Source organism: Desulforegulaceae bacterium (assembly GCA_034006035.1).
GTDB lineage: Bacteria > Desulfobacterota > Desulfobacteria > Desulfobacterales > JACKCP01 > JACKCP01.
Genome location: JAVETN010000002.1, coordinates 237173 through 262615 on the forward strand (window position 1 = coordinate 237173; position 25443 = coordinate 262615).

Genomic DNA, 25443 nt, shown 5'->3' on the forward strand with positions numbered 1-25443 from the left:
TTCCTTTTATTGTTCTTTAGTTTTAAAATCATTTATCATTTTTTTTAAATCTGAAAAAAAACCCGACGAGTTCTCAAGGCCTGGAGAAGCTTCAGGAAGGTGTTGAACGCAGATTAGAGAAAATTCTTTGTGTTTGAAACCTTCAATTGTATCATCATTTAGATTCAGGTGAGTAATCTTAACTTTACCTTGATCAATACTTTCAGTTTCAATTGCAAATCCGTGATTTTGTGCTCTTGATTCTATACTTCCGTCTTCTTTTTTTACTGGATTATTTGGCCCTCTATGCCCATGTTTCAGCTTAAAAGTGTTTCCACCCACAGCAAGCCCGGCAAGTCCGGTTCCAAGACAAATTCCAAAAATCGGCTTAAACCCTAAAATATTTTTAATTGTTTCAACTGCATAATCTAAAGGCTTTGGATCTCCTGGCCCGTTTGAAAGAAAAACTCCGTCAGGATCAAGGTTTTTGACTTCATAAGAACTTGTAAATGCCGGAACAACAAGAACTTCAAAATCATTTAAATCCAAAAGGTTTAAAACACTGAAACTTACTCCAAAATCAAAAACACAGATTTTATTTTTTCCTTTTGACTTCCAAACTTTGTCGCCTGAATCCAGGTTATCAAGAAATGTTTTACCCTTATTATCCCAAAAATAAGGTTTTGTTGTTGTAAGATTTTTTACAAGATCCCTGCCTTCTATTAAAGGGAAACTTTTAGCTTTTTCAACAAGATTTTGCGGGCAATCTGTTTCATAAGTGGAAATAAAACCACGCATGGTTCCGCTTTCCCTTAAATGAACAACAAGTCCTCTTGTGTCTAAATCATGGATCCCTAAAATATTTTCTGACTGAAGATAAGCCGAAAGGCTTTTGGTTGATCTGTAATTGCTGGGGTAATTTTGATATTCTTTAACAATAAAAGATGAAACCTGAATTTTATCTGATTCCACATCCTCATCATTAACCCCGTAACTGCCGATAAGAGGATAGGTCATTACCACCATTTGACCGCTATAGGAAGGATTTGTCAAAACCTCCTGATAACCGGTCATACCTGTATTAAAAACAAGCTCCCCGCCCGATTCTCCGGGCCCGGTAAAACTCTTGCACGGAAATATAGTCCCGTCTTCCAGGGCAAGAACTGCTTTCATAAAAAGCCCCCTTTGAGGTTATTTAAAAAAAATCAGCTAAATATAGCATAATAATATCTGATTACAACTTTTAAATTATACATTCAGTCGCCGTTAACTACCATAGAAAAGTTTATAAAATTAAACAAACAAGCTTAATTTTTGTGTTATATTTAAGAAAATAATTTTTAATTTTACAAAAAGGCAGGTAACCCAGCCAATGAAAATTTATAAAGTAGGCGGAAAAATAAGAGATCAGCTTCTTGGAATAAAAAGTTATGATTCTGATTATGTTATATTTGAAGCTGATGAAAAACAACTTTTGGAAAAACTTCCAGATATTAAAAAAATAGGAAAAAAAAAGCCTGTTTATATTTCTAAGGGCAATGAATATACAATTTCTGAATTTGAAAGCATTGAAAAAGACCTTGAATCAAGAGATCTTACAATTAATGCAATTGCAAAATCTGAAGAAGATAAAATCATTTCTCACCCAAAAGCTTTAAAAGATATTGAAGAAAAAATTTTACGCCCTGTTTCAATAAAAAACTTTTTTGATGATCCTTTAAGAGTTTTTAGAGCCGCAAGGTTTTCTGCTGTATTTCCTGATTTTAAAGTGTCTGAAGAGCTTATTAATGCAATGAAACTCACCAAAGAAAAAGGACTTACAAAAAATATTTCGGCCGAAAGAGTGGGAAATGAATTAAGAAAAGCATTTGAAGCTAAAAGACCGGAAAATTTCATTAGTCTTTTAAATGATACAGGCAATTTAAGCCCCTGGTTTAAAGAATTTGAAAATGCAGATAAAATCCCTGCAGGGCCTGAAAAATTTCACGGAAAAAATACAGTATTTGACCATACTCTGGACTGTATGCAAAAAGTTTATGGATCAAGCCTTCTTGTGTGGATGGCATTTTGTCATGATCTTGGTAAAATAAAAACCCCAAAAGAGATTCTTCCCTCCCATTATGGCCATGAAAAAACAGGAGCCAGGCTTGCAAATAACATTGGAAAAAGATTAAAACTTCCTTCAAAATTTATAAAAGCAGGAATAACTTCAGCAAAATACCATATGAAAACTGGTGTTTACAATGAGTTAAAACCTTCAACAAGAGTAAAGCTTTTAATGGAGCTCTACAATAAAGGATTTTTAAGAGAAGTTTTTATTATAACAAATGCAGATAAAGGAATAGATTATTTTGATCAGGCTGAAAAAGATCTTGAAAAAATTTTAAAAATCAAGCTTCCTGAAGAAAAAAAAGAGCTTGGTAAAAAATCAGGAGAAATACTTTTTCAAATGAGATGTGAAGCTTTGCAAGATAAGTTTTCATATTAAACAAATAAAGGTGATAAATCAGAGTTTTTCCTCTATACTAATATTAATTCCCTTGAAAAGGAGATAAGCATGATAAAAATTATTAAAGCTGATAATCGTCATTTTTCAAATTTTGGGTGGCTCAAAACTTATTGGTTGTTTTCTTTTTCTAACTACTATGATCCAAATAATGTTCGGTTTGGAGCTTTGCGGGTGTTTAATGATGATATTGTTGAGCCTGGAAAAGGCTTTCCAACCCATCCGCATGAAGAAATGGAAATTATCACCATTGTTTTAGATGGTGAAATGACCCACGAAGACAGCATGGGTAATAAAACCGTTATAAAATCAGGAGATGTCCAGCGAATGTCGGCAGGAACAGGAATTACCCACTCTGAATTCAATCTAGCCAAAAAGCCGGTGCACTTTTATCAAATATGGATACTGCCTGACAAATCTGAACTTAAGCCAACCTATGATCAAAAAAACTTTGAATCATCCAAATGGAAAAACAAACTTTTGCCTTTGGCTTCAGGACAAAACATAGAAGAAACAGTTTCTTTTCATACTGATTCAACAATTTACCGCTGCTCTTTAGACCTAGACAAAGAAGTAAAACATGAAAATACAGCTGGACGAAAAATTTTTGTTTATCTTACCAAGGGGCAAATCTCAATAAATGATGAAATCTTGAATGCTAAAGATCAGGCAAGGATTGAACTGGAAGAATCCTTGACTATCAAAGCCTGGCAACCTTCTGATTTTATCCTGATCAACCTCTCTTCATAAACCAAAAATGGTTCCAAAGGAGCAAAAAACAATAAATTTCAAATAAAATTCAGCAAATTAAGAAAAAAACAAAGGTAGTCTGGTTGAAAATGTAAACATCAATCAGGTTACTGAAATAGTTTTTTTAAGGTCTTTTTGGTGCTTGTGTAATGTTTTTAGCTGATAAATCCAAAAAAATCTTGATTATACAATTGCATCTTTAAAAGGCCTTTTATCCCAAATTCAAAAGAAGGAGGAAAAATGACAGAAGCAAAATTTAAAGCTCTGGTTGTAAACGAGATTGAAAAAGGAGTTTTTCACCGTGAAATCAAAGAGCGTAAAACTGAAGAACTACCTTCTGGGAATGTCCTTATAAGGGTTTATTATTCATCCCTTAATTATAAGGATGCCCTGTCCGCCATGGGAAACAAAGGGGTTACAAGAAAATACCCCCACACTCCGGGAATTGATGCAGCTGGAATTGTTGAAAAAAGCCAAAGTGATTTATTTAAACCAGGGGATAAAGTTATAGTTACAAGCTATGACTTGGGAATGAATACTTCAGGAGGATTTTCTGAATTTATAAGAGTTCCTGACTCCTGGGTTGTTCCTCTTCCGGAAAAACTAAGCTTAAAGCAAAGCATGATGTTTGGAACTGCTGGTTTTACAGCAGGATTGTCAATATATAAGCTTATAAACTCCGGAATTACTCCTGATTCAGGAGAAATCCTTGTCACCGGGGCAACAGGAGGGGTGGGAAGCATAGCAGTTTCAATTTTAAGTCAGGAAGGTTATTCTGTTTGTGCTGTAAACGGGTTAAACGATGAATCCGATTATCTTTTAAGTCTGGGAGCAAAATCTGTAATAAGTATTGAAGAAGCTTCAGCCGGAAATGTCCCTCTTTTAAAAGAACGCTGGGCTGGATGCATTGATACTGTGGGCGGAAATATTCTTGCCAATGCAATAAAGTCCACAAAACAACACGGAGCGGTAACCTGCTGCGGAAATGCAGCCTCCCATGATCTGCCGCTTAATGTATACCCTTTTATTCTAAGGGGAGTTTCCCTTCTAGGAATTGATTCCCAGCAATGCCCAATGGATTTGAGAAAAAAAATCTGGGATAAAATTGCTGAAAAATGGAACAATCCTGAAATTAATAAATTTGTATCTGAAATTTCCCTTGAGCTTCTAAGTGAAAAAATAGATTTGATGCTTAAAGGTAAAAACAAAGGAAGAACAATTGTAAAAATTAAAGAAGAAATTTGATTGAACTGACTCTTACCCGTTCCCAATGTTTTCATTGGGAACGTTTTATTAGCTTCTAACATTCATACCTGGATTGAGTGTTTCATATTTTTAACCAGTCAAGTTCCTTTTTGCAATTGGCACTGCAAGGCCCTCTCTAATAGATTCACCCATACCTGGGATATTTAAAAGAAACATGGTCTCTTGAATTGATTTCAAGTCCTTCAAAAAGAAGAACTGCGTTTCCTCTTTTGCCTATAATAATTATAAGCTCATGAGATGACGATATTTGATCAATAAGCCTGTAAAGATTTGAACGAGCAGATTTCTATTTATTATTCGATAAACCTGTCTAAAATATACTTAAACCCGTCAGCCACAGTTCCGGAAAACTCTTCTGAAACTTTATAATTATCTTTAAAAAAACCAACTTTAAAATTTACCTGCTCATTATAAAAACTATGTTTTTTAAAGATTTCAGGCCTGTCCAGATATTTTTTATCAAGTGATAATGCATAAATCAGCTTGTTTTTATCAATCATCAAATCACCAAAAAAACCAAGAAGATCATCAGGACAATCCCCTGCCGGCTTATCAGCACTTACCCCTACATATTTTTCTTCAATAATTTCCCATTTATATTTTTGATCAATCCCGATAAAAAGCGTTCTTTTTCCCATTTTATGACCTTTGTTGAATGTGTAAGACATCTGTTTTTGATAGTTTCCAACAAAGCGACTTTCTTGAAAAAGCCTGGCCATTCATTGAAAAGCTTAGACTCCAATCTCAAAAGTTAAAAACAGCATTATTCTCCTCTGACCGGCCAGACATAAAATTCAGGATGCAACTTGTATCCGACGCCGATGTTGCCGTCTTGTGTATATAATGTCCAAGCATAGGCAGGTTGATAAGAACTAGTTGTTGAAGACCAGTAAAAAGGGCGGACTGATTTAAAGTAATGCTTTCCGAAAATAGCCGGAGAATGGGTGTTTATATCGACAAGACTTTCCAGTTCTCGGATATTGGGCAGCCGCCAGTCTTGATAACCTGCTTTTTTTGCTTGATTGATTTCTTCAATTCCGATCAACGCCTCTGACCAGGTAACTTCCTTTTCCAGAATATTGGCATTCTGCAGCCAAGATAAGCCTGTGGCCTGGTCCACGACCATACCTTCTGACAGGACAAATCGATTTTGGGGTAAAATTCTGCTTTTACCAGATTTATTGTTTTTAAAACTGCTGTCATGGACGGGCCAGACCATATAAAATCCATGAATCATGCCCTTTACAACTCTCCCTCCGCCCATATGGACATACCAGGCTTGTTCAGGATATCTTGCACAGGGTGTTGCAGTCCAATAGTATCCATTAAATAAATTGAAAAACAGATCAGACTGGACAATGGCCGGATTAATCCGGTCATTACTTACCAGACTGAACAATTCAGATCGGCTGGGAAGTCTCCATTGGTTCAATCCATATTGACCAGCTGCATTCATCTGCTTTACAAAATCAAACGCCTCAGACCAGGAAAGTGGAAAATCACTCAATCCTGCATTCCTTGCCCAGATAAGGTTGGTCAACCGGTCTGTGACAATTTCTTCGTCTTCAATAAAACGGGGTTTTGGCCACACTTTCCCTTTCCGGGTATCTCCATCCTGGCCGGTTCCAGTGCAGGGAATGATTTGCCCTTTGGCGTCATAACATTGAGTTTGGTCAGTTTGAAATAGACTCAAGGGGTTCCTCCTTTTTTATCCATCAAATTTCCTCATTCTCAGCAGTTATTCTCATATTTATTACTCACTTCCAAAGTCTTTTTGGCAGTATTCTTTAATCATTATCAATATTTTATAAAAAACAACATTTCAAAGCAGGAGCTTTGGAAGGAGCAGAAAAAAACTCACCCCAGCTTAGCACTTATAAGTTTAACCGGGGTGAGGAATTCTTCATGCACTCAAAAACAAACAATCTATGGCTTTACAACTGCAAGCTAACAACCCTAAGAACTTAATACCATTGAAGATAGTCTTTTTGCAAGAGATGAAAGCTCTTCTGCATTATTCTTAAGTTCAAGGCTGTTTTGAGAAATCTCGAACGCTGACTGGTTTACTACAGACATATCCTGAGCTATTTGAGAAGATACTTCTGAGCTCTGTGTTATCCCGTCATCCACTTCGGAAACCCTTGATGAAACAGTCAAAACATTCCTTGCCATCTCCTGGCTTGTTACAGCCTGTTCTTCAACAGCAGATGCAATTGAAGAAACAATTTCATTTATTTCGTTTATAATCACTGAAATATTTGCAATCTCTAAAACAGTCCCCTTTGTAGAGGATTGAATGCCTTCAACCCTTTGCCGTATTTCTTCCGTTGCATCAGATGTTTGTTTTGCAAGCTCTTTAATCTCTACAGCAACTACGGCAAACCCCTTGCCTGCCTCTCCTGCTCTTGCAGCCTCTATTGTCGCGTTAAGTGCTAAAAGGTTTGTCTGCTCTGAAATTTCAGCGATAACCTCTGTTACCATTTCAATCTTCTGGGCTGACTCTCCAAGTTCACTTACCTGTCTTGAAGCATTTTCACTCTGATGCACGGCACGGCTTGTCATTTCTCTTGCATTCTCAGAATTTTTTGCAATTTCATTAATGGTTGCATTCATTTCTTCAACTGCACTTGCAACCTGACTGGAATTTTCGGTTGTATCTTTCATTGCATTGGACATTGAATCCATATTTAAACTCATCTCTTCTGATGCAGCTGCAACAGATTTAGATTTATCTGATGTATCTTCAGAACTTCCTGCAAGCTGAGATGAAAGCTCAAGTAATTTTTCAGACGAAGGTCTTAAAATTTTAGCTGTTTCTGATAGTTGCTTCTGGAATTCAATATCAGTAACAAGCTCAACATGGCCTATTTTTTTCCCCCAGTCATCTATTATATAATGAGTATCAACCTGCATATATGTACTTGGACCATTATCATATTCCTGATTATAAAAAGTTCTCAGCTTACCGCTTCTAAGGCACTTAACACCGCAGTTTTCAGTTTCACATATATCCGACTTCCAATTTGAACAATGTTTTCCTATAGCACTTTTTTTATCCAGATTCTGCTGAGCCAAAAGAGATTCAGTAACTTTATTTACAAAGACCCATTTCATTTTAAGATCAGTTGTTGTAACAGGGAACTCAAGTGCATCAAGAGAACCTTCAAGATAAAAAATAAGCCTCTGTTTACTATAATTCAACTTTAAAAAAATAAGATTCAGCACAAAGAAAAAAATACCCAGAAAAAACAATTTATCAACTTTATCAGTAGCAGGAATATCTGAACTAAAAACCTGGTATGAAACAAAAACAGCAATTACAAGAATAATAATACAAAAAAGAAATTTTACTTTATAAGGGATTTTAACCATGAGCACTAATCCTTGTATTTTGAATTTTTAGAAAAAAACTAACTCTGAATAAAAGCTATATCTCTGTGTTGCCCGCTCCCAAGGCTACCTTAGAAGCGTTTTTTTATCATTATCAATATTTTATAAAAAACAACATTCCAAAGCAAGAGCTTTTCCATTTCCTAATTCTATTCTTACAATTCCAGATTATCCCGGAAACCCTGTTTTATTCAAAACCCTCAAGTTTTTTCATTATAAATCTGAAACCATCAGCCACAGTCCCTGTAAATTCTTCCAAAGGTTTGTATTCATCCTCAAAATAACCAACTTTAAAATCAACCTCTTCTTCGAAAAAATCATATTTATCAAAGAAAGGTTCCATGTCTTCAAGATCTTTCCTATAAATACCAAATGCCTATACAACTTTATTTTATTGAATAGATAAAGACACAAAAAGCCCCATCAGCTCATCAGGGCAACCAGGTAAATCCTCACGTTCTACATCCCTGTATTTCTCGTCGAAAACCTGCCAATTATATCCTTTATCAATTCCGATAAACAGCTTTCTTTTTCCCATTTTATCACCTTTTTTGCATTCTTTTACCCCTTCCCAATATCCTTATTGGAAACGATTTGTTAACTTCTAACATTAATACCTGGATAAGAAATTGTTTTTACAAAAGACGAATTGAAATCTGTAATTGCGGCAATTGAACAAGGAAGACTTTCTCCTTCTTTTAAAACACATCGTGAGCATGTTAAACATGTTAAAAGTATAATCGCAGAAAAACAAAACAACAAAACGCACATTTGTCCAAAATGTGGAAGTCCTATGATTTTAAGAGAAGCTAAAAAAGGACAAAATACCGGAACAAAATTTTGGGGCTGCCCTGACTTCCCAAAATGTAAAAGCATTATACGCTTATGATGCGTACTTCATTGATTGCTCAATCAGGAAAAAAAGATTCCAAAGCAAAAAGCTTTGGAACGATAAAAAACAGACCTTCCAACATTAATTTTTACCCTCTTGTCACCAATAAAGCCAAGCAAAGACCTGACCCGTTTTTTTGCATATTGACCCTCTCTTTTTAAAAAAATATAATTAAATCATAGCTTTAAGGAGAATCATAAATGCAACAAGAAAAAGCTGAAAAAATCAGAATCACCTTACCACAAGATATGTTAGCCTCTATCAAAAAAGAGGTTCGCTCAGGTTCCTATGGGTCAACAAGTGAACTAATAAGGGACGCCATGAAATTGTGGCAAAAAAGAGAAGAAGAACACGAAGCAAGAATTTCTTCAATCCGTGAACGCTTAACACATTCAGAACATAGCGGAGAAACGGTTCCCCTTAATACAGCTTTTAAAACAATCGAAGAACTCCACCAACAAAACACAAAAACAAAATTCTAATGATAATATATAAAGTTTATTTGATGCCGGATGCAATCAAAGATCTGGAACATATCTATAAATATATTTCAAAACAAAGCGGCTTTCCTGAAAGAGCCTGGGCATTCATTCAAAAGCTTAAACTCCAATGTCAAAAGTTAGAAACGGCACCGCTAAGAGGGCAAGAAAGCAACGATTTAATGGAAAAGTTAAGAATCCATCCTCTCAATAAAAAAACCATTGCGGCTTTTATCGTTGATGAAGACTAGCAAGTGGTTAGGATATTAAATATATTCTATGGGGGTAGAAACTATGAAGCTATTATGTCAACCTCAAAAGTATAGGGCCGGGAATTTACTGTTTGCATTCCAAAGCTCTTGCTTGGGAATCCACGTCTCAGATAAAAGAGCTTGCTAGCTAATTAGCTTACCTTATGACTCTGCTCAAATAAACTCTATTATTTCAAATGCTTACGCTCCCAAGATGGAGCTTGGGAACGAGCCTCGAATAAGTACGAGCCCCGAATAAGTACAAGCCTCGAATAAAAGATGTGGATAATGGGCAAAGCAGGAGCTTTGAAAGGAGCAGAAAAAGCAAGAGCTTTAAAACAAGCTAAAAACTACAATTTCCTGCAGGTTATCCCTTTATCCGATGCTATGGTTTCATCAGCAGCTAAAGGTGCAAGGTAGGCTTTAACACCGCCTTTGCTCCACCATTCCCAGCCGTCACCAGTGTAGCGTGCTCCACTTGCCGACTCTGCAATCGTCATATTGATGGTCTGACCATTATAAACAATTCGTGCTGTGTTCTGGGTTGGATACTCAACCTGAACTCTGACACCGTTGTCACACAAATAGGTGTCTGTTGCAGATTGTGTTAACTCGAACCCGCACAGACTGCGACCATCAGCTGTCCCAACTATCAAAGCACCATCTTTATCCTGTTCAATCCAAGTAACCTGGGACAAAACATCCAGAATGGCCTGTTCTTGGTTCATGAGTGCAGGAGCACACATTTTTTTGGTAGCTCCAAGAGCACCAAACTCAAGTTTTGAGCCAGAACGCTTATAGGATCCAAACACTATATTGCAACCCATACTGCCGCTGAACTGTCCATTCTGACCAAAAATCAATGTAATATTCGAACTGTCAATCACCCCGCGGCCTGCCACGTCCTGGATCTGAAAAGTCCTGTCAAGAAGATCAGCGTCTGTGAATACCGAGTTGCCCTTTGCACCAGTATTCATAGAACTTGTGCAGGCTGTAAGTGCAAATGCAACAGCCAAAAAAATGGGATAAAAATATCTAAAATATAGGGACATGAAATATTTCCTTTCTAAATAGTGGTAATACAGGATTGAGGCCTTATTTTACGCTAAGATTAAAAAAGCAACCAAAAAAGATCTCCCTCACTGTCGAAGCAAGTTTATATCTTCTTTTGTCACACAAAGTCCTGACAACTGGCAAAATATCTTTCAGCAACTCGTGTGCCCGCTATGGATGTAATCTTATGGGGTTGAAGTCCCATTGCCTGATCTTATGTTAAACTATTTGTTTAACATAAAACACTAACCAATGGCAACAACGGTAGTACAAGTTAACCTCCGAAGGGCAGGGTCTTTTTGCCCGCTTCCAGGGTTTTCCTAAAAACATTTTTTATCCATTATCAATATAGTTATAAAAAAACAAATCTCCAAAGCCAAAACTTTGGAGCAGGAACAAAAGAGCTAATTTTGAGACATTTTACTCATAATTATGTTAATTAAGAAAGGGTCAAACAAAAAAAGCAGGATAGCCCTTTCAAACATTGGACTTGGAAATCAAGGGGTTGACCTGATCTCAATCAATAGATAGGCAGATTTTTATTTAATCACATAATATGGAAGATAATTCATGAAATTCGAAAATTATTTAATTGACGACAATTTAAAAAACAACCTGGCTGATCAGGGTTTGAAACGCCCTACAGATATTCAATATAAGGCAATTCCCTCCATTTTAAAAGATGAAGATGTACTGGCCATTGCCCAGACAGGAACAGGAAAAACTGTGGCCTTTGCCCTGCCTGTGATCCATAGGATAATCAAGGCCAAAAATGCACGCAAGTCCAAGGGAATCCACGCCATTGTCATGGTACCGACCCGGGAACTGGCAGCTCAAATCCACGGAGTTTTTTCATCTCTATGCCGTAAAACCAAGGTGGTTCCCCTTGCAGTTTACGGAGGAGTGGAACAGGAAAGTCAAATCAACAAATTAAAAACTGGTGTAGATATTCTCATTGCCACTCCGGGCAGAATGTTTGATCTGATCAGCCAAAAAGCTATTGATGTCAATCATGTGCGGATTCTTGTTTTGGATGAGGCTGATCAAATGCTGGACCAAGGTTTTATTGAAGATATTCAATCAATTAAACGACATTTAAAGCAACGTCATCAAACATTATTTTTCTCAGCCACCATAAATAAAGAAATAAAAAAACTGGCCTTTTCCCAGGTGAAGTCAAATGCTATAAGAATACAAATTTCACCAAATGATCCAGTATCCAAAAACGTTTCCCATTATGTGCTGGATGTGGAAATGGATGATAAACGTTTTTTTCTTCGCAGTTTTATCCGTGACCATGAAAATGCTAAAATCATGGTCTTTGTAAGAACCATGGTCAGAGCCGAACGAGTAGCCAAGGCATTGGAACGGGCGGGTATTTTCCCTTTGACTATTCATGGAAAAAAAGAGCAGTCCGAACGACTGGCTGTGATGGAAGCATTTAAAAGCGGTTCCAAAAATATCCTTATTGCAACAGATGTCTCGGCCAGGGGAATTGATATTCCAAATGTGGATTATGTTATTAACTATGACCTGCCTGATAAAAAAGAGGTTTATGTTCACAGGGTAGGAAGAACTGGTCGTGGTCGCTCAAAAGGTTCAGCCCTGTCTTTTTGCAGTACGGAAGAAAAAGAAATGCTTGCAGAAATTGAAGGGTTCCTTACCAAGCCCATAGAAAAAATAGAGGTCAGCAAAAACGATTATTCTTTTACTGTGGAAGTTTCCGAAAGTCACGATGATGTTCAAGATATAATAAGAGCCAATGAAGAATGGGAAAAAAACCGGAAGAAAAAAAGGTCAAACCGCAGAAACAAACGCTAAACATAAAATCCAATGGCTTTTCTTGCCCCCTGGATTCCAAAGCTGGCCTTTGCAACAAACAACCATCTTGGTAAATTTTTTGTCAGTAAAATTTAAATACAATCCCCCGAATTAACAACGGAGGATTGTATTTAATTTAGGAGAGTATAAAGATGAAACCTGAGCAATTAATAAAAACAATAAAAAACTATTCAAATTTTGGTGGACGCTTTTCTAAAAAAGCTGTTGTCCCTTCTTTAGCATCCTTGGTTGCAAAGCAAAGGGAGAAAACATTTTTTTCTATTAAACATCCGGACTTAAGATCAACATCCATTCCCTTATCCACGGCTTCCTTAACAGCACTTAATGTCCATTTTCCAAGGGAAGCTATTTTATCAGCTGTTTTTTCCACAGAAGAGTCAAGCTCTTCAAGGCTGCAGACCTTATTTACAAGCCCAAGCTCAAGAGCTTCTTCTGCTTTTATTCTTTTTGCTGTCAAAATAAATTCTTTTGCTCTATTTTTGCCAATTAGCCTTGGAAGTCTTTGAGTTCCGCCAAATCCGGGAATAAGTCCAAGGGTAACTTCAGGAAGACCAAACACAGCATTGTCTGCAGCATAAATAAAATCGCATGACAATGCCATCTCGCTTCCGCCTCCAAGTGCAAAACCTTTTACAGCTGCAATTACAGGAATTTTAAGTGCCCCGATTTTATCCATCACACTTTGCCCAAGATCAGCAAACTTCCTTCCCTGTTCAGGATCCATTGACTGAAGTTCTGAAATATCGGCACCGGCAACAAAAGCTTTTTCACCGGAACCTGAAAGAACAAGAACCCGAATGTTTTCATTATTATCAAGAGTATCAAGAGCAACTTTCAACTCTTTTAAAAGAGCATTGTTAAGTGCATTAAGAGCCTTGGGCCTATTAAAGGTAATAAATGCTACTTTACCTTTTTCACTATAAAGAATATTTTCAAACTTCAATTTAAACTCCTTTAAATAAAGTTTTACAAAAAGATACCTTCAGGATCAATTTTCTTATATAGGAGATCCAGTTCTTCATAGGTAGGCGGAGGAGTTTCACCGCTGAATCGTGATACATTTATATCAAACCCGCAGTTTTCTTTAATATCTTCAACAGTAAAACCCGGATGAACTGTATCAAGATACATAACTCCTTCTTCATCAAACCTGAATACAGCCATATTAGTTATAACTGCTAAAGGACCTCCTCTAAAAGCCTTATTGTATACTTCTTTTTTGTCAACTATTTCACCTGAAGGCCATTTTGGAATTTTCCATCCAGGAGAAGTAATAAAATCAACATTTTCCTTAAACCTTCTTTTTTCCTGAACCATGATAAAAACTGTTTTTCTGGCAAGCCCGTTTATATCTGAATTTCCGCCTGACCCAGTAAGCCTTTTTTCAGGCACGATACCATAAACTCCCACCCCTGTTGTGTTTACATTTCCATACTTATCAACCTCTGCTCCTCCAAGAAATGCAAGGTCAACAACTCCTCTCTGAAGCTGATTAAAAACATCAAAAAGGCCAGAAGCTATTGCAGCCTGATAAATACACCGTGCATCTCCTACTGATGTGGGCAGAGAAATTGGTCTTCCATCCACACTTCCTGCCTCATATATACAAATTGCATTAGGAGCTGTAGTTTCTTGAGCAAGCATAATTGCAAGCATTGGAAGTCCTGTTCCTGCAAAAACAACATCACCATCATTAACTTCCCTTGCGGCAGCAACTGATAAGAGGTCTATGGGTTTGAAATCGGTACTTTTTGCATAACTTTTCTTTTCCATTATTTTTTCCCCCTTTTAATTCTGGTTGAATAACCAAATGCAGGGTTAGCTTTTATGGTCTCAAGCTTAGTTATTCCAATTTTTTCAAGATAAGCTTGATGATCTTCTATTCCAAAAATCCACTCATCTGCCCATTTATCAAAACCTTCCTGGGTTTTTGTGGCTGAATAGTAATTTTTAATAAATTCTCCATCTGCCTCATATAGCCCAAAACAGCCTGTGGGATGCCCTGCCCAGGGAAGTTCGACAAGGTAACCTACCTGGTGAGAAGCTACTAAGTTTCGTGAAGGTTCACGCCTTATATATTCTTCAGTTACAACCTGTTCTGCTATTACAATTACATTGTCAGCGGCTTTAATTGCCTCTTCATCTGAATAAACCTGCCCATCAACCCTAACTGTACCCCCTTCACCTGCTGTCTGAACATGTGCTATGCACCAGTCTGGATTTGCGGCTGGAATATGCAAAAGCTCACTTTCATAAAAATTATCTTTTACAACCTCATATTTTTTCATAGGAATTTTGGGGTTGGAACCATCTCTTAAACCTTTTAATTTAAGATGATCGTACTTTGGGTTCAGCATATCTGTACCCATACTTGCATAGGTGGGAATATAAGGGATCCCCATTGAACCGGCAGCCAATCTGTACACCATCTGCACATGGCTGTAATCCTCAATAATAATTTTGCCCTCTTCTGCTTTACGTGCAAGGTTAGCACCAATTTTTCCGTAAAGTTCATGACCTATCCAGCACGATTCCCAAATATCTACACAGCCTGCTCCGATAAGAACATCACTGTGGGTTCCACCGTTAACTTCCACAAGATGAAGATTCTTTTTTTTCTGCCTTATCATTTCATAAACTGCAGCCATAGGTCTTCTCCAGATGGTAAACCCGCTAAAGGTGATCATATCTCCATCTTTAATCAAACTTACTGCTTCTTTTAGACCCAGTCTTTTAGTTTTTTTTGCCATGATTTACCTCATAATTTATGGTGAAAAAAGAGCTATTTTTTCTTACGTTTTTTGTCACCTATAACTTCATTTGAGATTACTATTTTTTGAACTTGTGAAGTACCCTCATAAATTGTAAATACCCTGCAATCACGATAAAGACGCTCGATTTCAAACTCTTTAGTATAGCCATATCCTCCATGAATTTGCAGAGCCTGGCCTGAAACTTTGTTTGCCATTTCAGAGGCATAAAGCTTAGCCATAGCAGCTTCCTTACTGCAGGGTTTTTTATTATCTTTTAATTGAGCCGCATTTAAAACAAGAAGCCTTGCTGCCTCAACCTCTGTTGCCATGTCAGCAATCATCCAGCGAAGTCCCTGGTTTTTAGAAATGGGCTTTCCAAACTGTACGCGCCCCTTTGCATATTTTACAGCAAGATCCAAAGCAGCCATACCAACACCAAGTGACTGGGATGCTATACCGATTCTTCCATCATCAAGTCCTGACATGGCTAAGATAAACCCCTGGCCAATTTCTCCTAAAACATGGTCTTTTGGAACTTTGCAATTATCCAGAAGAAGGTCTGTGGTATCTGATGCCTTTAATCCCATTTTATCTTCTTTTCTTCCAACACCGAAACCAGGCATATCTGGTGTTACAAGAAAGGCTGTAATTCCCTTGTGGCCTTGATCAGGATCTGTCTTTGCAAGAACAATAAAAAGATCAGAGGTTGACCCTCCTGTTATCCAGCGCTTTGTTCCGTTTAAAAGATAAAAATCACCGTCTTCTTCTGCAGTTGCTGTCATTCCAGCAGGATCAGACCCGGCTTCCGGCTCTGATAAAGCAAAAGATCCAATTATTTCTCCTTTTGCAAGAGGAATAAGGTATTTTTGTTTTTGTTCTTCAGTCCCGAAGCGAAGCAAGCTTCCACAAACAATTGAATCGTGTACACTCATGATGACAGCAGTTGAAGCACAGGAATATGCAATTTCAGTAAGAGCAAGGGAGTATGCAACTGTTCCTAGATTTGTACCTTCATACTCTTCAGGAACAAGCATTCCCAAAAGCCCGAGCTCGCCCATTTTTTTAAGACTGGAAGCAGGATATTCCTGTTCCATATCTCTTTGAGCTGCTAATTCTGCCAACTCTTTTCTTGCAAACTCTCTTGCCATTTTCTGAATCATCAATTGTTCTTTTGTAAACTCCAATACGACCTCCTCAACAAAGCAATCCTCGTTAGTTTACGAGAACATTGTTTTTTTATTGGGTAAAGTTTTTTTAAAACAGATCTATCAAGATTTTTATCCTTAATATTGTAGATCAAAACCTTTTTAAGTCTCAATCTGACAATAAAGTGTCCATCTGACCCGCACCAGCTACTTTAATTAATCAGCTTCTTTTTCCAAACATTTAAAAGCTTTATCTTTTAACAATAAGTGCAACTGCTTCACCACCACCAAGGCAAAGAGATGCAAGACCGGTTTTAAGATTTTGTTTTTTCATTTCATAAAGAAGTGTAGTTAAAACTCTGGTTCCACTACATCCTATTGGATGGCCAAGAGCAACGCTTCCCCCATTGACATTAACTTTTTTAGGATCAAGTCCAAGCTCTCTGTTTATGGCAAATGATGTTCCAGAAAAAGCTTCATTTATTTCAAAAAGATCTATGTCTTTTATATCTATACCCTCTTTTTGAGCAACTTTTGGAATTGCATAAATAGGAGCCATTAGAACATATTGCATCTCTATTGCGTAGGAAGCCTGAGCACAAACAGTTGCAAGGATTTCACACCCAAGCTCTTCTGCTTTTTCTCTGGACATAATGCATACTGCAGAGGCTCCGTCGCTTATTATCGAAGCATTCCCGGCTGTTCCAAGACCATCTTTTTTGAATGCCGGCGGCATCTTGGAAAGAGTTTCGTAAGAGGTTTCTTTAAAACACTCGTCTTCACTAAAAACTGTTACTTTTCCTTTTCTTCCTTTTATTTCCACAGGCATTATTTCTTCTTTAAATCTGCCTTCGCTTTGTGCTTTAAATGCTCTTGCATAAGATTCTGCCGCATATCCATCCTGGTCTTCTCTTGTTACCTTCCATTTTTCACTGCATATTTCGTTGGACATTCCCATATGAAAATCATTCACATGATCCCAAAGTCCATCGTGAACCATCCCGTCTTTTAAAACCCCGTTTCCCATCCTGTATCCAAACCTGGCTTTTTCAAGGAAATACGGAGTCATACTCATATTTTCCATTCCCCCTGCAACAACCACATCAGCATCGCCGCATTTGATTGCCTGGGCACCAAGCATTACAGCTTTTAATGCAGAACCGCATACTTTATTAATGGTGATTGCCTCAACACGCCAAGGCATCTCAGCTTTAACAGCAGCCTGTTTTGCAGGATTCTGCCCATAACCACATGGCAATACCTGACCCATTATAACTTCATCTACAGCTTCCTTTGAAATGCCTGCTCTTTTCACAGCTTCCTTAATCACTAAAGCACCAAGATCTGTAGCACCAACAGATGCTAAACTACCGTTATAGGAGCCTAGAGGAGTTCGAGTAGCACTTACAATAACGACTTCTTTCATAAAAAAGTCTCCTTTCATGAGTCTTTAAGTTGATTTTTAAAAAATACCACAACACTTGTGATAATATAGATATTTTGAGGATTAGATATTTAAACAAATGCCAAACACATATAAAGATAAAAGCAAAAAACAAGCCAAAAATCAAAAGAGACGATTTTACAACAAAAAACTAGAAACCACCCACATATTGACAACAAACTGTAGGGAAAAAGTAACTCGATAATATTATTCCAGCGAATTTTACACTCAGACTTGAGGTACTAAGACCACAACAACCAATAACAACTTCCTTAAGATGCTGAAAACAATAGACTTAGCACCACAAAACACAAGAACACCTCTGTTTGGGTCCTAAAGGTAACGTTAAAAAGTTGTCCGTTTGTTTTTACTTCAAACCAGGTTGGTTCAAAAGTGAAGAAAAAAAATCCCAGGCTAAACCCTCTATGATACCAGGCTTACCTGAAGTTCTTTTGCTAATAATTATAGTTTTCACCTAAAATTAAATCTTTTATGTTTTTAAATACAAAATTTACAATGAATTTAAGCTATTACTCTTATAGCAACAAAGTTGAAGCCATGATAATCTGCTGAGAATCAAGCTTTTGATTAGGAGTTCTTAAGTATTATAATTAATTACCAGCTCTCCAGAAGTCAGATCTTTAAGCTTTGACAAAACCTCATCAAAAATCTCTTTTTTTATAAAAACAACAAACTCTACATTTTCAGAATATAATTCTTTTTTAATTCTTATTTTTTCAGACTTTAAGTACCCGGAAACAGGCCCAAGATATTGATATGGGAAACTAATTTCAGCCTTTTTTTCATCAACAAATTTTTGAAATTTTGCTCTTTCAATTGCTGAATTTGCAGAGTCTGAATATGCTTTTACAAGCCCTCCGGTTCCAAGCTTTATTCCTCCAAAATATCTGACAATAACAACCAGGATATTTACAAGACCTTTGCCCTCAATAATTGAAAGAACTGGTTTTCCAGCAGTCCCTGAAGGTTCGCCGTCATCAGACATTCCTTTGGTGAAATTTTTGTTAAATCCAACAGCAAATCCATAAACAAGATGAGCTGCATTTTTATGCTCTAATCTTAGCTCTTTTATTTTTTCTTTTGCCAAGGTTTCATCAAAACATGGAAAAACATAAGAAACAAATTTTGATTTTTTTATTTCAATTTCAGACTTTGATTTATTTAAAGGATAAAAGAAATCAGACATTTTACAAGTTTACAATTCTTGGATTTATTTTTTTTCTTTTACAGATCTCTTTATATTTTTCATCTGGATACCCAATTGCTATCACAGAATAGATATTTTCATCTTCTAAAGCATTTATTGTTTTTTTGATTTTTTTATCATTTTTCATTGCTTCCACAGCAAATCCTATAAGACAGGTTCCAAGTCCCATGGAATGTGCCCCAAGTAAAATATTCTGGGTTGCAAGAAGTGCATCTTCAGAAGGACAGCTTGCTCCTTTTTTAGATCCAACAATTATTGCAGAAACTGCCCCGTGAAAAAGACTGTCTTTTCCGGTTTTTTCATATTCTTCTATTCTTTCACTCACTTTTTCAAAATAATCATTGTAATAATTTTCAAGCTCAGGCTTTCCAAAAATTTTCATTGTTTTTCTTAAAAATTTGTTTTGGCTAAGCTTATTAAGTTTTTTAAAAAAACCTAAAACTCCCTCTCCAAATTTTAATACAGACTTCCTGTCAGGAAGGATTGTAAATGTCCACATTTGGCAATTTGTGCCTGAAGGAGCCGTAGTTCCGATTTTAACAAGATCTTCAAGAATGGTTAAATCAACTTCCTTTTCAAGATAATTTCTGCATGACCTTCTTGACATCATCAGATGAACAAGTTTTTCTATGTCAAAATCTCCGTGCTTTATCCAGCCTTCAGGCTTTTTAAAATTTTTAAAACTCAGCTGATTATCGTCTGTAAAACCAACACTTACAGCATTTACAGGGCAAATAGCTTCACAATGACCACAGCCAAGGGAGAACTCACCTGTAACAACAGCTTTTTTGCCTATCATAGTAAGAGTGTCAGAAGGACAAACTTTAATGCACATCCCACAACCTGTACATAAATTGCTATCTATAATTGTGGTAACTTTTCTTTTCAAAATCAGGTTCTCCTTTTATTTTTTTAATCTTTCTTTATTTACAAACTTGTTGAATTTCAAAGCTTTAGTTTTAAGGTAAACCTATGCTTTATTTTAGCATTTTCAATAAAATTTAAAACATTATCCTTAATATAACCTAGATGCTTTATCAGTGTAAGTTGAATTCTTGGTTGGCACGGCTCCCAGAAATTTATCCTGAAAACCTGAATTGAAAAAGGAAAGATTGTGCTAGAAAAAATCCAGCACAATCTTCACAGCTGATTATTAAGATTTAGAGGGAGCATCATTTCTCTGTTTAAAAGCATAAATTAAAAACATTATAAATACCACTGCAGCAACAACTCCACCTGTAATATTTGAAAACATTGCAGGAAGTCTAAGTCCAATTTGAGCCTGAAGGATAAATGCAAACACAATTGAAGTCATAAATGTTGCAGGAATAGAAGCAATCCAGTGGAACTTATGGTTTTGTACAAGAAATACAGCAGCTGACCATAATACAAGAGTGGCAAGAGTTTGGTTTGACCATCCAAAATATCTCCAGATTACTGCAAAATCCTGGGTTGAAATAAGAAAGGCAATCACAAAAAGGGGAACAGCAATTAAAAGTCTTTTTAAAGGTAGTTTCTGCTCTATTTTAAATGTTTCCGCAAGTATAAGTCTTGTACTTCTAAAAGCTGTGTCACCGCTTGTAATTGGAAGAATAACAACACCCATTATAGCAAGAAATCCGCCAAAGGGCCCAAGAAGAGTATTACAAACTTCATTTACAACAGCTGAAGGAGAACCTGCTGCAATAACTGCGTTTAGAGCTTCGGGACCAACGTAAAATGAAAGACCGGCTGTAGCCCAGATAAGAGCAATTACACCTTCTGCAATCATTGCTCCGTAAAATACTAACCTCCCATTTGACTCGTTTCTTATACACCTTGCCATAAGCGGGGACTGGGTTGAATGAAAACCGCTTATGGCTCCGCATGAAAGAGTTATAAAAAGAAGAGGCCAAATGGGTCTATCATTTGGATGTGTATTGGTAAAAAAATCAAGATTAGGAAGAACACTAACTTCTGAACTAAAAAACAGTCCTGCAAGAACTCCAAAGCTCATAAAAAGAAGCAAAGCTCCGAAAATAGGATAAAAACGACCAATTATTTTATCTATGGGAAGAATTGTAGCTGCAAAATAATAAACAAAAATCAAACCAACAAGAATCTGGGTGTTTACTCCTGTTAAATTATTCAAAAGTTTTGCAGGGCTTAGAACAAAAACAACCCCAACAAGGAGGAGCAAAATAACTGAAAAAAGCCTCATTACCTGTCTTGCACTCATTCCAAGAAAATCACCCACAACTTCAGGAATTGACTGTCCATTGGCTCTTACAGAAAGCATACCACTGAAAAAGTCATGTACCCCACCTGCAAATATACATCCGATTACAATCCAGATCAAAGCAACAGGTCCGTACAAAGCCGCAAGAATAGGCCCAAAAATCGGCCCTACTCCGGCAATATCCAAAAGTTGAATAAAAAAAACCTTCCATGTGGGCATTGAAATATAATCAACTCCGTCTTCCATTGTTTTACAAGGAGTTAGCCTGTCAGGATCGATTCCAAATATATTTTCAACAATCTTACCATAGGTAAAATACCCAAGTATCAATAAAGATACACATAAAATAAAAAACAGCATAATAAATACTCCTTTTCGGCATTTTTTAGGTTTACCAATCGTACAAAAAGATAAGTGCCTTTATTTATAAACATTTCTATATTTTAAAAAAACAAGTTAAGGTTCTTTTTTTTCTTATAAGAGCAAAAGTTTTGGACACAGAGTCTGCTTTTCAGGGAACTTTAATGGAATCAGTTTTTGATATAAAACAACCAAGCTCATCTCTTTCAGGTTTTTAATCAACAAGGTGTTGAATCTTTGTTTGATAACCTTGCAATTTATTTTATCAGTATTGCTAAATTTATTTGAGCTTTTGAAATATAGTACTATATTTTGCCATTAAAAATCAATCTCAAGATTTGTTGAATTTAAACTTTCCTGAAGTATTAAAAGCCAAATGGCAAAACTTATTATAAACATCCCAAACAAAAGATGAGTTTATGATAAATTTATCCTCTTGACCTGAATTTAATAAGTTTATATAAATTCTAACGTCTTTAATATTTACCTTGTTAATTTGATCAATACTTGAAAAAAGGATCTACCGTGAAACAAAAATTAAAGATTATTTCTAAGCTTATTGCAACAGCCTGGATTATCTTTTTTTTTACAGGATGTGCAGACAGATTTTTAATTAAAAAATCAGACTTTTTGGAAATAAACCAAAAACTTGCTCTCCTGGAAGAACAATTGGAAAAACAAATTAACAGCCAGTCTGATGGGATAAATCTTTTAACAAATAACCAGAAAAACAATAAAACCCTCATTAATAGGGCAATTGAAGAAAACAATTTAAATTTTAAATTAATAGAAAATCAACTGGCCCAAAATCACGATTCCACTTCAAAAAAACTCATAACCATTGATAAAAGCATAAAAGACACAAACTTAAAATTAAAAGAAATAGCCAAAAATCCTGAAACAAAAGACAAGGATGAAAAGCCCTCTTTAAAAATTTCACCAACCCATAAACTTTTAATCGGTAAAGTTGAAAAGGTCAGATTAAGTCCTCCCAACAAGGTGTTCCATGCAAGAATAGACACAGGAGCAACCACCTCATCTCTTGATGCCCAAGATATTGAAACCTTTGAAAGAGACGGCAGTTCCTGGGTTCGCTTTAAAATAAAAGATCCCACAGGATATATTTTATATGATTTGGAAAAACCCGTTGTCAGAAAAGCAAAAATAAAACAAGCTTCAACAGATGAAGCAAGTAAAAGACCTGTGGTAGAGCTTCAATTTCAAATAGGCAATATTAAAAGAATTGAGGAATTCACCCTGGAAGACAGATCTCATCTTGACTTTCAAATTTTAATAGGCCGGAATATCTTAAGGGATCTTATGATTGTTGACGTTGCCCAGGAATTTATCATTCCCCTTCCCGAAGAAAAAGAAAGCAGAAAACAAATCCCATGAGATCAAAACTGCCTTTTTATTTGATCATCCTGGGTCTTGTCCTGGCAGGACTTAGTATTTCCTGGCACAGGCATATCTATCTCAAGGTTCCCCTCAGACCCGGACAAAACAAACCTGTATGGCTTATTGAGGCAAGAATTGACTTTACAGCTCAGGGAAAGCCGGTAAAAGTAAATCTTGACCTTCCAGATAACCCTCCGGGTTTTATCCAGGTTTCTGAACAGGCTGCCTCAGCAGGATACGGATATTCAATAATTAAAAGCCCTGAAGGAAGAAGGGCTGAATGGACAAAAAGAACAGCAAAAGGCCCCCAGGCCATTTATTATAAAATACAAATGATTCAAGATCCTAAACATAAGCCCCAGAAAATTCCTAAAAAACCAGAGCCCAAAACAGTTTACTGGGATCTTCTTCAAACAATTGCAGCACAGCAACTTGTTGAAAAAGCCTATGAAAAATCAAGCACCCCTTCAAGCTTTGCAAGGGAGCTTTCCAAACTTCTCACATATCCGGATCCAGATCAAAATGCTTCCCTTCTTTTAAGCCAGCACAGTCTCCCAAATCTTTTAATGATGCTCCTCAATCATGCTGGAATTCCTGCAAGACTTTCAATGGCTCTTGAACTTGAAGATGCAAGACGATATCAGTCTTTGAAGCCAGTGCTTGAAGTTTTCCATGAAAAAGAGTGGATTGCAATAAACCCACGTACAGGTGTTCAGGGTATTCCTGAAAACACTCTTTTATGGCATAGGGAAGGAAAATCAATAATTGATGTTGTTGGAGGAAAAAACTCTGAAATAAAATTTTCCATGTTAAGACAAACTCTTCCTGCTACGGATCTTGCAAGACTTCAGTTTGAACATAACGGCCTTTCAAAGCTAAATTTATATTCACTTCCCATTGAAGAGCAAAGTGTTTTTAAACTTCTTCTCCTTCTTCCTGTGGGAGCCCTTATAGTAACTTTTATGAGAATAATGATAGGAATCAGAACATCAGGAACCTTTATGCCTGTTCTTATTGCTCTTTCATTTCTCCAGACTCAGCTTGTTCAGGGAGTTACAGCTTTTGTAAGTATAGTGGCCTTAGGCCTTATGCTAAGAGGCTATCTTTCCAAACTCAATCTTCTTATGGTTGCCAGGATATCCACCCTTATTGTACTTGTAATTTTTCTAACTTCGCTTATAAGCGTAATCGGCTATGAACTGGGATTTCAACTGGGAATGACCCTTACCTTTTTCCCAATAATAATAATTGCATGGACAATAGAAAGAATGAGCATTTTATGGGAAGAAGAAGGAAGTCATGAAGTATTTATACAAGGCCTTGGAAGTCTTTGTGTTGCAATAATTGCCTATATCTGGATGAACATGGAGATAACAAGACACCTTACATTCAATTTCCCGGAAATCCACCTCATCATCCTGGCATTTATCCTAATGATGGGACAATATACAGGGTATAAACTTACTGAGCTCAAACGCTTTGGAGTTATTAAAAAGGATTTGTAAATGTGGATTTTGCCTTCCCTTCTTTATAAACACGGAATTTTAGGTATGAACCGCAGAAATGTTTCATATATAAACAAATATAATATAAGAAGCAGATACCCTCTTGTTGACGACAAACTCAAAACAAAAATCCTTGCAGAAAAATTCATGGTTTCCACTCCTAAACTCAGGGGAGTTATAAAATATCAATATGAAACCTCATATTTTCCCCAAATGGTCAAAAACCTGAATGGTTTTGCCATAAAACCCTCCAAAGGATCTGGTGGCAAAGGGATTTTAATTATTAAAAGACAAAAAAACGGATTGTTTATAAGATCATCTGGAAGAAAAATGGAATTTTCCGATGTAAAAAGACATCTTTCAAATATTCTTGCAGGGCTTTATTCCCTTGCAGGTGTTCCAGATTCCATAATTATTGAAGACCTTGTCCGCCCATCAAAAATGTTTAAAAAACTTTCCTATGACGGGGTTCCAGATATAAGATTTATTGTTTTTATGGGATATCCCATAATGGCAATGCTTCGCCTTTCAACAAAAGCCTCAGATGGTAAAGCCAATCTGCATCAGGGAGCAGTGGGAGTAGGACTTGATATTGCCACAGGAAAAGGACTCCATTCCATCCAGCATTCAAAAAGAGTCTACAACCACCCTGACACAGGCATCCCCTTAAATAAAATTCAAATTCCTGACTGGGAAAACCTTCTTCTTTTGGCTGCCAAAAGCTATGAAATGACAAAACTTGGATATATTGGAGCAGATCTTGTAGTTGACAAAAACTACGGGGCAATGCTTTTAGAACTCAATGCCCGCCCCGGACTTGCCATTCAAAGTGCCAATGGAGCAGGACTTCTTCCAAGGCTTGAAACCATAGAAAGAATTGACCCTGATCTTATTTTTACACCTGAAGAAAGGGTTGGCTTTTCAATTAAAAATTTTTCTTCTCATTTACCACTCAGCTAAATCTTAAAGTATATAAAAATTAAA

Annotated in this window: 25 protein-coding genes; 9 read left to right on the top strand and 16 right to left on the bottom strand. The window is 36.6% G+C overall.

The window, feature by feature from the left end; genetic code table 11:
- Window positions 1-6: 6 nt before the first annotated feature.
- The gene (gene carA, locus RBR53_03010; protein ID MDY0131615.1) at window positions 7-1152 is read right to left on the bottom strand and encodes a glutamine-hydrolyzing carbamoyl-phosphate synthase small subunit; all 1146 of its coding nucleotides are present in this window, start codon (window positions 1150-1152) and stop codon (window positions 7-9) included.
- A 199-nt stretch (window positions 1153-1351) separates the two neighbouring features.
- Between carA and RBR53_03015 the strand changes: the two genes are divergently transcribed.
- From RBR53_03015 to RBR53_03025, 3 genes are all read left to right on the top strand, one after another.
- Window positions 1352-2467, top strand: a complete 1116-nt coding sequence (locus RBR53_03015) for an HD domain-containing protein (protein MDY0131616.1) — start codon at window positions 1352-1354, stop codon at window positions 2465-2467.
- Between the two features lie 69 nt (window positions 2468-2536).
- Entirely contained in the window at window positions 2537-3235 is a 699-nt protein-coding gene (locus RBR53_03020) for a pirin family protein (protein MDY0131617.1), read from the top strand.
- A 240-nt stretch (window positions 3236-3475) separates the two neighbouring features.
- Window positions 3476-4480, top strand: a complete 1005-nt coding sequence (locus tag RBR53_03025) for a YhdH/YhfP family quinone oxidoreductase (protein ID MDY0131618.1) — start codon at window positions 3476-3478, stop codon at window positions 4478-4480.
- Between the two features lie 314 nt (window positions 4481-4794).
- Here RBR53_03025 and RBR53_03030 read toward each other — a convergent pair whose 3' ends face one another.
- The 6 genes from RBR53_03030 to RBR53_03055 form a co-directional block, all read right to left on the bottom strand.
- Window positions 4795-5139 carry a hypothetical protein gene (locus tag RBR53_03030; protein MDY0131619.1) on the bottom strand — a complete coding sequence of 115 codons (345 nt, stop codon included), beginning with the start codon at window positions 5137-5139 and terminating at the stop codon, window positions 4795-4797.
- 125 nt (window positions 5140-5264) lie between these two features.
- Complete coding sequence (locus tag RBR53_03035; GenBank protein MDY0131620.1) at window positions 5265-6194, bottom strand: DUF1566 domain-containing protein; 930 nt, start codon at window positions 6192-6194, stop codon at window positions 5265-5267.
- Window positions 6195-6457: 263 nt separating this feature from the next.
- A complete protein-coding gene (locus RBR53_03040) occupies window positions 6458-7873 on the bottom strand; it encodes a methyl-accepting chemotaxis protein (protein ID MDY0131621.1) in 1416 nt (471 codons plus the stop codon).
- A gap of 205 nt (window positions 7874-8078) precedes the next feature.
- Window positions 8079-8234, bottom strand: a complete 156-nt coding sequence (locus tag RBR53_03045; protein ID MDY0131622.1) for a hypothetical protein — start codon at window positions 8232-8234, stop codon at window positions 8079-8081.
- Window positions 8235-8282: 48 nt separating this feature from the next.
- Entirely contained in the window at window positions 8283-8429 is a 147-nt protein-coding gene (locus RBR53_03050; protein MDY0131623.1) for a hypothetical protein, read from the bottom strand.
- A gap of 59 nt (window positions 8430-8488) precedes the next feature.
- A complete protein-coding gene (locus RBR53_03055) occupies window positions 8489-8767 on the bottom strand; it encodes a hypothetical protein (GenBank protein MDY0131624.1) in 279 nt (92 codons plus the stop codon).
- A 216-nt stretch (window positions 8768-8983) separates the two neighbouring features.
- Here RBR53_03055 and RBR53_03060 point away from each other — a divergent pair, with 216 nt between their 5' ends.
- Window positions 8984-9265, top strand: a complete 282-nt coding sequence (locus tag RBR53_03060) for a type II toxin-antitoxin system ParD family antitoxin (protein MDY0131625.1) — start codon at window positions 8984-8986, stop codon at window positions 9263-9265.
- 23 nt (window positions 9266-9288) lie between these two features.
- The gene (locus RBR53_03065; protein MDY0131626.1) at window positions 9289-9513 is read left to right on the top strand and encodes a type II toxin-antitoxin system RelE/ParE family toxin; all 225 of its coding nucleotides are present in this window, start codon (window positions 9289-9291) and stop codon (window positions 9511-9513) included.
- 350 nt (window positions 9514-9863) lie between these two features.
- On the opposite strand, the gene RBR53_03070 is transcribed toward RBR53_03065, so the two are convergent.
- Window positions 9864-10565 (bottom strand): META domain-containing protein, encoded by a 702-nt coding sequence (locus RBR53_03070; protein ID MDY0131627.1) that lies wholly within the window; start codon window positions 10563-10565, stop codon window positions 9864-9866.
- A 571-nt stretch (window positions 10566-11136) separates the two neighbouring features.
- Between RBR53_03070 and RBR53_03075 the strand changes: the two genes are divergently transcribed.
- Window positions 11137-12387 carry a DEAD/DEAH box helicase gene (locus RBR53_03075; GenBank protein ID MDY0131628.1) on the top strand — a complete coding sequence of 417 codons (1251 nt, stop codon included), beginning with the start codon at window positions 11137-11139 and terminating at the stop codon, window positions 12385-12387.
- Window positions 12388-12574: 187 nt separating this feature from the next.
- Here the strand turns inward: RBR53_03075 and RBR53_03080 are convergent, their stop codons facing one another.
- From RBR53_03080 to RBR53_03115, 8 genes are all read right to left on the bottom strand, one after another.
- A complete protein-coding gene (locus RBR53_03080; GenBank protein MDY0131629.1) occupies window positions 12575-13351 on the bottom strand; it encodes an enoyl-CoA hydratase-related protein in 777 nt (258 codons plus the stop codon).
- Window positions 13352-13374: 23 nt separating this feature from the next.
- Complete coding sequence (locus RBR53_03085) at window positions 13375-14181, bottom strand: CoA-transferase (GenBank protein MDY0131630.1); 807 nt, start codon at window positions 14179-14181, stop codon at window positions 13375-13377.
- The gene (locus RBR53_03090) at window positions 14181-15158 is read right to left on the bottom strand and encodes a CoA transferase (GenBank protein ID MDY0131631.1); all 978 of its coding nucleotides are present in this window, start codon (window positions 15156-15158) and stop codon (window positions 14181-14183) included. Before RBR53_03090 ends, RBR53_03085 begins: the two co-directional genes overlap by 1 nt.
- Before the next feature lie 32 nt (window positions 15159-15190).
- Window positions 15191-16345 carry an acyl-CoA dehydrogenase family protein gene (locus RBR53_03095; GenBank protein MDY0131632.1) on the bottom strand — a complete coding sequence of 385 codons (1155 nt, stop codon included), beginning with the start codon at window positions 16343-16345 and terminating at the stop codon, window positions 15191-15193.
- Between the two features lie 211 nt (window positions 16346-16556).
- Window positions 16557-17732, bottom strand: coding sequence for an acetyl-CoA C-acetyltransferase (locus tag RBR53_03100; protein MDY0131633.1), 1176 nt, complete (start codon window positions 17730-17732; stop codon window positions 16557-16559).
- Between the two features lie 616 nt (window positions 17733-18348).
- Window positions 18349-18957, bottom strand: coding sequence for a YigZ family protein (locus tag RBR53_03105; GenBank protein MDY0131634.1), 609 nt, complete (start codon window positions 18955-18957; stop codon window positions 18349-18351).
- Window position 18958: 1 nt separating this feature from the next.
- On the bottom strand, window positions 18959-19867 hold the full coding sequence (locus RBR53_03110) for a nitroreductase family protein (GenBank protein MDY0131635.1): 909 nt from the start codon (window positions 19865-19867) through the stop codon (window positions 18959-18961).
- 264 nt (window positions 19868-20131) lie between these two features.
- Complete coding sequence (locus RBR53_03115; protein ID MDY0131636.1) at window positions 20132-21556, bottom strand: carbon starvation protein A; 1425 nt, start codon at window positions 21554-21556, stop codon at window positions 20132-20134.
- 525 nt (window positions 21557-22081) lie between these two features.
- Between RBR53_03115 and RBR53_03120 the strand changes: the two genes are divergently transcribed.
- Genes RBR53_03120 through RBR53_03130 form a run of 3 tightly spaced genes read left to right on the top strand, consistent with a single transcriptional unit; the run spans window position 22082 to window position 25419 of the window.
- Window positions 22082-22951: an ATP-dependent zinc protease gene (locus RBR53_03120; protein MDY0131637.1), complete on the top strand. Its 870-nt coding sequence runs from the start codon at window positions 22082-22084 to the stop codon at window positions 22949-22951.
- On the top strand, window positions 22948-24459 hold the full coding sequence (locus RBR53_03125; protein MDY0131638.1) for an inactive transglutaminase family protein: 1512 nt from the start codon (window positions 22948-22950) through the stop codon (window positions 24457-24459). The genes RBR53_03120 and RBR53_03125 overlap by 4 nt, the downstream gene beginning before the upstream one ends.
- Window positions 24460-25419: an alpha-L-glutamate ligase-like protein gene (locus tag RBR53_03130; GenBank protein MDY0131639.1), complete on the top strand. Its 960-nt coding sequence runs from the start codon at window positions 24460-24462 to the stop codon at window positions 25417-25419. It begins immediately after the preceding gene.
- The last annotated feature ends 24 nt before the right edge of the window (window positions 25420-25443 follow it).

Excerpts from the sequence above, each read along its gene's own strand:
- carA (MDY0131615.1), bottom strand. The coding sequence starts at position 1,152 with ATGAAAGCAGTTCTTGCCCTGGAAGACGGGACTATATTTCCGTGCAAG.
- RBR53_03015 (MDY0131616.1), top strand. The coding sequence starts at position 1,352 with ATGAAAATTTATAAAGTAGGCGGAAAAATAAGAGATCAGCTTCTTGGA.
- RBR53_03020 (MDY0131617.1), top strand. The coding sequence starts at position 2,537 with ATGATAAAAATTATTAAAGCTGATAATCGTCATTTTTCAAATTTTGGG.
- RBR53_03025 (MDY0131618.1), top strand. The coding sequence starts at position 3,476 with ATGACAGAAGCAAAATTTAAAGCTCTGGTTGTAAACGAGATTGAAAAA.
- RBR53_03030 (MDY0131619.1), bottom strand. The coding sequence starts at position 5,139 with ATGGGAAAAAGAACGCTTTTTATCGGGATTGATCAAAAATATAAATGG.
- RBR53_03040 (MDY0131621.1), bottom strand. The coding sequence starts at position 7,873 with ATGGTTAAAATCCCTTATAAAGTAAAATTTCTTTTTTGTATTATTATT.
- RBR53_03045 (MDY0131622.1), bottom strand. The coding sequence starts at position 8,234 with ATGGAACCTTTCTTTGATAAATATGATTTTTTCGAAGAAGAGGTTGAT.
- RBR53_03050 (MDY0131623.1), bottom strand. The coding sequence starts at position 8,429 with ATGGGAAAAAGAAAGCTGTTTATCGGAATTGATAAAGGATATAATTGG.
- RBR53_03055 (MDY0131624.1), bottom strand. The coding sequence starts at position 8,767 with ATGCTTTTACATTTTGGGAAGTCAGGGCAGCCCCAAAATTTTGTTCCG.
- RBR53_03060 (MDY0131625.1), top strand. The coding sequence starts at position 8,984 with ATGCAACAAGAAAAAGCTGAAAAAATCAGAATCACCTTACCACAAGAT.
- RBR53_03065 (MDY0131626.1), top strand. The coding sequence starts at position 9,289 with ATGCCGGATGCAATCAAAGATCTGGAACATATCTATAAATATATTTCA.
- RBR53_03070 (MDY0131627.1), bottom strand. The coding sequence starts at position 10,565 with ATGTCCCTATATTTTAGATATTTTTATCCCATTTTTTTGGCTGTTGCA.
- RBR53_03075 (MDY0131628.1), top strand. The coding sequence starts at position 11,137 with ATGAAATTCGAAAATTATTTAATTGACGACAATTTAAAAAACAACCTG.
- RBR53_03085 (MDY0131630.1), bottom strand. The coding sequence starts at position 14,181 with ATGGAAAAGAAAAGTTATGCAAAAAGTACCGATTTCAAACCCATAGAC.
- RBR53_03090 (MDY0131631.1), bottom strand. The coding sequence starts at position 15,158 with ATGGCAAAAAAAACTAAAAGACTGGGTCTAAAAGAAGCAGTAAGTTTG.
- RBR53_03100 (MDY0131633.1), bottom strand. The coding sequence starts at position 17,732 with ATGAAAGAAGTCGTTATTGTAAGTGCTACTCGAACTCCTCTAGGCTCC.
- RBR53_03105 (MDY0131634.1), bottom strand. The coding sequence starts at position 18,957 with ATGTCTGATTTCTTTTATCCTTTAAATAAATCAAAGTCTGAAATTGAA.
- RBR53_03115 (MDY0131636.1), bottom strand. The coding sequence starts at position 21,556 with ATGCTGTTTTTTATTTTATGTGTATCTTTATTGATACTTGGGTATTTT.
- RBR53_03125 (MDY0131638.1), top strand. The coding sequence starts at position 22,948 with ATGAGATCAAAACTGCCTTTTTATTTGATCATCCTGGGTCTTGTCCTG.
- RBR53_03130 (MDY0131639.1), top strand. The coding sequence starts at position 24,460 with ATGTGGATTTTGCCTTCCCTTCTTTATAAACACGGAATTTTAGGTATG.